The organism is Comamonas sp. GW821-FHT11H03 (genome assembly GCF_058807955.1).
Window position 1 is genome coordinate 20426 of the sequence record NZ_JBXARF010000017.1, and the last position, 6974, is coordinate 27399.

Below are 6974 nucleotides of genomic sequence, written 5' to 3' on the forward strand. Positions count from 1 at the left end.
TCCAGCTGATGCCAGAGACATTTTGATGCTTACTTCAACGCCTTGTAACGCATACGCTTGGGCGCAGCACCTTCTTCACCCAGTCGTTTCTTCTTATCGGCTTCGTACTCCTGGTAGTTACCGTCAAAGAACACCCACTGCGAATCGCCTTCGGCGGCCAGAATATGCGTGGCAATACGGTCCAGGAACCAGCGGTCATGCGAGATGACCATCACGGTACCGGCATATTCCAGCAGCGCGTCTTCCAGCGCACGCAGGGTTTCCACGTCCAAGTCATTGGAGGGCTCGTCCAGCAGCAGCACGTTTCCGCCTTGAATCAGCGTCTTGGCCAGGTGCAGACGACCACGCTCACCACCGGAGAGGTTGCCGACCTTCTTTTGCTGGTCTTGGCCGTTGAAGTTGAAGCGGCCCGCGTAAGCGCGCGACGCCATGGTGAACTTGCCCACGGTGATGATGTCCAAACCGCCGGAGATGTCTTCCCACACGGTCTTTTCGTTGGCCAGTTCATCGCGGTGCTGGTCCACAAAGGCCATCTTCACAGTCTGGCCGATGTCCACCTTACCTGAATCAGGCTGCTCCTTACCCGCGATCAGCTTGAACAGAGTCGATTTACCAGCACCATTCGGTCCGATGATGCCGACGATGGCACCAGCGGGAATGTTCATCGAAAGGTTGTCGATCAGCATGCGGTCGCCAAAGGACTTGGAGACATTGGTGAACTCGATGACCTTGGAGCCCAGTCGCTCGGCCACAGGAATGAAAATTTCCTGGGTTTCATTGCGCTGCTGGTATTCGTAATCGCTCAGCTCTTCAAAGCGCGCAATACGGGCCTTGGACTTGGCCTGACGACCCTTGGCATTCTGGCGAACCCACTCCAGCTCCTTCTTCAAGGCCTTGGCACGTGCTTCTTCGCCCTTTTGCTCGGCTTCCAGGCGGTTACCCTTCTGGATCAGCCAGTCGGAGTAATTGCCCTTGTAGGGAATGCCATGGCCACGGTCCAGTTCAAGAATCCATTCGGCCGCGTTGTCAAGGAAGTAGCGGTCGTGGGTAATGGCCACCACGGTGCCGCTAAAGCGGTGCAGGAACTGCTCCAGCCAGTCCACGGACTCGGCGTCCAAGTGGTTGGTCGGCTCGTCCAGCAGCAGCATGTCAGGCTTGGACAGTAGCAGCTTGCACAGGGCAACGCGGCGCTTTTCACCACCAGAGAGCTGACCCACGATAGCGTCCCATGCCGGCAGGCGCAGTGCATCCGCAGCGATTTCCAGCTGATGCTCGGAGTCCGTACCCGCGGCAGCGATGATGGCCTCCAGCTCACCTTGCTCGGCAGCCAGGGCGTCAAAGTCCGCATCCTCTTCTGCGTAAGCAGCGTACACCTCTTCCAGACGGGCTTTGGCATTGTTCACCTCGGCCATGGCTTCTTCCACAGCCTGGCGCACGGTATGTTCAGGATTGAGCTGAGGCTCCTGGGGCAGGTAGCCGATGGACAGGCCCTGCATGGGGATGGCTTCGCCTTCATACTCCTTGTCCACACCGGCCATGATCTTCAACAACGAAGACTTGCCCGAGCCGTTCAGACCCAGCACACCGATCTTGGCGCCGGGGAAGAAACTCAGGGAAATGCCTTTCAAGATCTGGCGCTTGGGCGGCACCGTCTTGGTCAGCTGATTCATCGAAAAAACGTATTGAGCCATGTCCGAATTGCTTTGAGTTACTTGGATTTATGCAAAAAAGTGTGCCGCTTTACACGGCAATCAAACCATGATTATCAGTGCATGCGACAATACCCCTCGCAACAGGCGTCCAGTTGCCTGCTGCAGCAGCACTTCAGCTGGGGACAAAGGAAGCGTTTCCAAGCTCCCGACACGCAAACTATATCTGCCTACAACTGGCCAGGCACCCCACGGGTGCCATGACAGGCTGATACCCCGCGCCCAGGATTGGCGCAATTGATCACAATGACATTTGAAGAACTGAATCTGGCACCCGCCATTCTGAAGGCCGTACAAGAACAGGGTTATGAAAACCCGACTCCCATTCAGGCACAGGCCATTCCCCTGGTTCTCGCCGGGCACGACCTGTTGGCCGGCGCTCAAACCGGCACCGGCAAGACAGCCGCCTTCACGCTGCCCATGCTGCAGCGCCTGGCAAGCGGCACAGCGCCCAAGAACAAGTTTGGCGGCAAGGGCGTCCGCACTCTGGTGCTGACCCCTACCCGCGAACTGGCGGCCCAGGTGGAAGAAAACCTGCGTGGCTACGCCAAATACCTGGACATTACCTCCACCGTGATTTTTGGCGGTGTCGGCATGAAGCCGCAGATCGCCCGCATCGAAAAAGGCGTTGACGTTCTGGTTGCCACGCCCGGCCGTCTTCTGGACCTGGCCGGTCAGGGCTTTATGGACCTGTCCACCGTCGAGATGCTGATACTGGACGAGGCCGACCGCATGCTGGACATGGGCTTCATCCATGACGTCAAGAAGGTTCTGGCTCTAGTACCCAAGGACAAGCAAAGCCTGCTGTTCTCTGCCACCTTCAGCGATGAAATTCGCGAACTGGCCAATGGCCTGCTGCGCAACCCCCAATCCATCCAGGTCACGCCGCGCAACACCACCGTGCAGCGTATCAAGCAGGTCATCCACCCCGTGGGTCGCGGCAAGAAAAAGCAGGTGCTGCTGCACATCATCCAGGAAAACAACTGGAGTCAGGTGCTGGTGTTCACCCGTACCAAGTTTGGCGCCAACAACGTGGCCGAGTACCTGACCAAGAACGGCGTTTCCGCCATGGCTTTGCACGGCAACAAAAGCCAGAGCGCCCGTACCCAAGCCCTGGAAGGCTTCAAAACGGGCGAGCTGCGCGCGCTGGTGGCAACAGATATCGCGGCACGCGGCATCGACATTGACGAGCTACCCAACGTGGTGAACTACGAGATCCCCAATATCTCGGAAGACTATGTACACCGTATCGGCCGTACCGGCCGTGCCGGTCGCGAAGGCAACGCAGTCAGCCTGGTCTGCATGGACGAAGAAGGCTTCATGATGGATATTGAGCGCTTTACCAAGCAGGAGATTCCGGTGCAGCCCATCGAAGGCTTTGGTCCTGAAGAAGGCGAAATCGCCGAGCCCATCGCCATGGGCCGACAGACCCTGTGGGGTGGCGCTGGCAAGCCTCCCAGCCGCGATGTGATGCAGGCAGCTGCCAAGGCAGCCCGCCAGGAAATGATGGAGCGCATCCGCTCCAATAAGACTCCCAATGGCAGCCGCAGTGGTCGCCGTCCTGCTGTAGATGCCCCGCAAGGCGAGACAGAAGGTGAAGCACAGCAACGTCCCGCACGCCAGCACAAGCCCCGCAGCAACAGCCGCGTCAACAACCAGCGCGGCCAGGGCCAGCAAGCGGTGGAACGTGGCGAACGCAACTCCGATCGCAGCACCGAGCGCAATGGCGAGCGCAGCAACTCGTTTGGTCAAAGCGACCGCGCTCCACGCCCTCAGGGCAATAGCGATCAACAGCGAGCCCCCAAACGCGGCAGTGCCCGCCAGTTCGGTGATCGTGAGCGCGGCAACCGCTACGACGACCAGCCCCCCCGTGCCGATGCGCACCTGGGTACGCAGCAAGGCCACGCCCGCCTCAACGGCGCGCGCGGCAGCAACGGTGGTGGCCAGCCCGATCCCATGCGCACCAGCGTGGACAGCATGGCTGACCGTGGTCGCCGTGGCGGCTTTGGCGGTGGCGGCGGCGGTCGCGGTGGTTTTGGCGGAGGTAATCGCGGTGGCAACCGTGGAGGCTTTGGCGGCGGTTACGGACGTTAGTCCACTGCGTCTATGGTTGAAGGTGTGAGTCACCTTCAACCCAACCTCCTGAAGGGCTGCAATCTCCAATATTGCAGCCCTTCTGTTTTTTCCAGCTTCAGCATCGCTGCGCGCTGACAGCCGACAGCAAGCCAGCCGACCTAATATGGGTTCCAGATGTGCGAAGCTTGAGCTTTCGTTCTTGGCATGTTCTTTTTATCTGCGTTGAACTTATGACATTTCTTACCAAGCCTGTTTTCTCTCATGCCAAGCGCACGCAGTCCGTCTGGACCCAAAGCATGCTCAAGCTGACGACAGTGGGCTCGGCAGTGCTGTTGACGGCCTGTGCCAATGTGCAGCTGCCGCCTTGGACTGGCATGTCAGGCCCAGCACCGGCCCCAGCCCCCTCCGCAGCAAGTTCTCCTGCCGCTCCTTCAGTGATCAGCCAGGCGGTTGCCCCTACGCAACAGCTGACAGCCCTGCCCTATAACCCGGCCATCGAGTCTCTCTTTATCGATCCCATTACTCTTTATGACACTCCGGGTCTGCGTAGCGGGCGACAGCAGTTCAGCACGCAGACAGAAATTGCTGCATGGCTGCAAACAGTGAGCAGCAAGGCCGGTAACGGCTCGCAACTGTCCACCGTCACTATCGGCACCTCTCAAAGAGGACTGCCGATTCAGGCACTTATTGCGACTCAGGGCCAAAGCACCCAGGCAACGGCCATCAATAGCAGCGGCAAACCCACCGTGCTCTTGGTCGGCGGCCAGCGTGGCGACGAACCTGCCAGCACTGAGGCCCTGCTGGTCGTCGCACGCGAACTGAGCCAGGGCGGCCTGCTTGCACCATTGTTGCAGCAAACCAACATCATCATCGTACCTCGGGCCAACCCTGATGCAGCAGGCACGGCCAGCCACGTCACAGCAGACGGCACCGATCTCGTTCACGATCATCTGCTGTTGAGCACTCCGGAAGCACAGGCCCTCGCCCGCCTGACCCGTAACTACCGCCCAGCCGCAGTGATTGATCTACGTGAATTTGCAGCAGCTGGCACGCTGCTGCAGAGATTTCAGGCCGTGCAACGCTACGACGTACTGCTCCAACCTGCGGCCACGGCCAATGCACACGAATTTGTCAACAAGGCTGCGCGAGAGTGGTTCAGCCAACCTATACGCAACGCTCTCAAGCAGGCAGAGCTCAGTAATGAATGGTTTTTTCAGCCCAGTGCTCAGCCTGAGGACAAATCAATGTCCATGGCCGGTTTGACTGCCGACACTCTTGCCAACACCAGCAGCCTCAAAAATTCTGTTGCCCTGCTGATCGCCAGCCGCGGCTCTGATCTGGGGCGCCTGCACATTCAGCGCCGCGTGCACAGCCTAGTCACTGCGGCAACTGCAGCACTGCGAGCCACGGCCGAAAAATCGAAAAATCTGAAGCAGGTCGAATCCTTTGTATCCCGCGACATTTCTGCGCTCGCTTGCCGCAACACCCTGACCATCCAGGCCAAACAAACATCTGAGCAGCGCACCATCCACATGCTGCAGGCCGAATCCGGACAGGAAATCGAAGCCCGTGTGGACTGGAATTCATCACTGAACATAAAGCCCGAACAAAGCCGTCCCCGCCCATGCGGTTACTGGCTGTCGGCTGACTCGGGGCGAGCCGTCGACCGTTTGCGCCTGCTGGGAGTGCAAGTCATGCAGATTGCAGAATCCGGCCAGATGCTGGCAGAAAACTACACCCCATCCCTTACTGGCAGCAACACCCCTGTTCTGACGCGTGGTGCCATTGAAGCCCCCATGGGCAGCTACTACATCACTCTTAACCAGGCAAAAGCGCATTTGGCGACTGCAGCCCTCGAGCCTGACACCCCCTTCAGCTATGTAAGCAAAAGTCTGATTACGGCACCCACGGACATTGCACGCGTCGTCGCCGCACCCTCGGTCGTTTTCGAAGAAGAGATGGAATGAAAATCTAAGGGCAAGATCGCAGAGTCTTAGAAACGCTCTGCGGCACACTGCTGATGCAGAAACAAAAAGTCCATTCATGCAATTGCATGAATGGACTTTTTCTTCACTTGGCCTGCCCGACAGGGATCGAACCTGTGACCCACAGCTTAGAAGGCTGTTGCTCTATCCAACTGAGCTACGGGCAGATGATTGATTTCACTAGGTTTTTCTTGCTTCGCTTAAACCTAGATTTGTGGAGCGCTCCGCATCGGTCATTTCTCGTTTGATATGACCGGTCGTTATTATGCCTCGGTTCAGCCCCCGCCATTGGCTCAACCTGAGCCTGGACTGTCCCCCACTCCACCACAATGCTGCTCGCAGCGCAATGGACTCTTACCGGCCTCGGCCTGTTCTGCTTGGTCGGCGCTGCCGTGGTGATGGCGCTCACGTCAGAAGCATGGCCTCTCTGAGCATTCAGCTTTGATAGTTCCACGCAATTTATTGAACAGGAGATCCTCATGCTGAAGACGATTGCTGACTCCCTGCTGCAGCCTGACTGTCCGCGCCCGATGCCCATGCCAACGAACCCCAAACCATCACCCAAAGCCTGCGCGACGAGCTCGCCTGTCCGGGCATGCCGAGCGGCTGGATGACAAGACCGTGCAATGCCTCAAGGAAAAGCCCTTACGCCCCTTGTCTACCTGTTCTGAGAGCCGTAGAAAGCGCCGTCACCGCCAGTCCAAGGGCGTCCATTGTCGTCAACCAACCAGGAATCTCGGCCTGCACTCATATTCATTGATCCCATGTTCTGACCGGCCCCCTGAGCAGGCATCGAGCCGGAACTATGCCCCGGCATCATCGAGCACCCCGCCAGCGCGACGGTAACTGCGGCAATTAAAAGTAGCGCTTTCATAGCAACTCCTTCAGAAAATGGAGTCCTACAGAGTAATCTTGCAGAAAGACCCAGCTGTAAATACTTGTTGTCTGACCGCTTTCCTACCCAATTTGTATGACTGCCCGCTTTAAAGCGTGCTTTTTTCAGGTTCATCGAGGAATTCTGTGGAGATAAGCCCGTTCGTTTTGTAATCTGATGGCAACGAAGCTGACACCGGAGAACACATCAAATGCTGGACTCGAAGTTATTGCAGGCTCTTGGCGGCTGGGAAGGCTACGTGGTTGAACGTGTGCAGTGGCCCCAGGGCGATAGCCGCACCGTGTCGATTTATCTGAAGCCGCAGGCCAG

At 58.0% G+C, this 6974-nt stretch carries 4 protein-coding genes and 1 tRNA gene; 2 read left to right on the forward strand and 3 right to left on the reverse strand.

The annotated features are described in order from the left end of the window. Positions 1-29 precede the first annotated feature (29 nt). Positions 30-1691 (reverse strand): energy-dependent translational throttle protein EttA, encoded by a 1662-nt coding sequence (ettA, locus tag AC1RTQ_RS23815; RefSeq protein ID WP_492879409.1) that lies wholly within the window; start codon positions 1689-1691, stop codon positions 30-32. Between the two features lie 264 nt (positions 1692-1955). On the opposite strand from ettA, the gene AC1RTQ_RS23820 reads away from it, so the two are divergent. Next, a complete protein-coding gene (locus AC1RTQ_RS23820) occupies positions 1956-3803 on the forward strand; it encodes a DEAD/DEAH box helicase (RefSeq protein WP_492879411.1) in 1848 nt (615 codons plus the stop codon). Positions 3804-3961: 158 nt separating this feature from the next. Next, positions 3962-5752 (forward strand): M14 family zinc carboxypeptidase, encoded by a 1791-nt coding sequence (locus AC1RTQ_RS23825; RefSeq protein ID WP_492879413.1) that lies wholly within the window; start codon positions 3962-3964, stop codon positions 5750-5752. 108 nt (positions 5753-5860) lie between these two features. On the opposite strand, the gene AC1RTQ_RS23830 is transcribed toward AC1RTQ_RS23825, so the two are convergent. Together AC1RTQ_RS23830 and AC1RTQ_RS23835 are read right to left on the reverse strand one after the other, a co-directional pair. After that, a tRNA-Arg gene (locus AC1RTQ_RS23830) sits at positions 5861-5937 on the reverse strand. 491 nt (positions 5938-6428) lie between these two features. Next, on the reverse strand, positions 6429-6779 hold the full coding sequence (locus AC1RTQ_RS23835) for a hypothetical protein (RefSeq protein WP_492879415.1): 351 nt from the start codon (positions 6777-6779) through the stop codon (positions 6429-6431). Between the last annotated feature and the right edge of the window lie 195 nt (positions 6780-6974).

What these genes read in the sequence shown, in the direction of transcription:
- ettA (WP_492879409.1), bottom strand. Translation starts at nt 1,691, where the DNA reads ATGGCTCAATACGTTTTTTCGATGAATCAGCTGACCAAGACGGTGCCG.
- AC1RTQ_RS23820 (WP_492879411.1), top strand. Translation starts at nt 1,956, where the DNA reads ATGACATTTGAAGAACTGAATCTGGCACCCGCCATTCTGAAGGCCGTA.
- AC1RTQ_RS23835 (WP_492879415.1), bottom strand. Translation starts at nt 6,779, where the DNA reads ATGAACCTGAAAAAAGCACGCTTTAAAGCGGGCAGTCATACAAATTGG.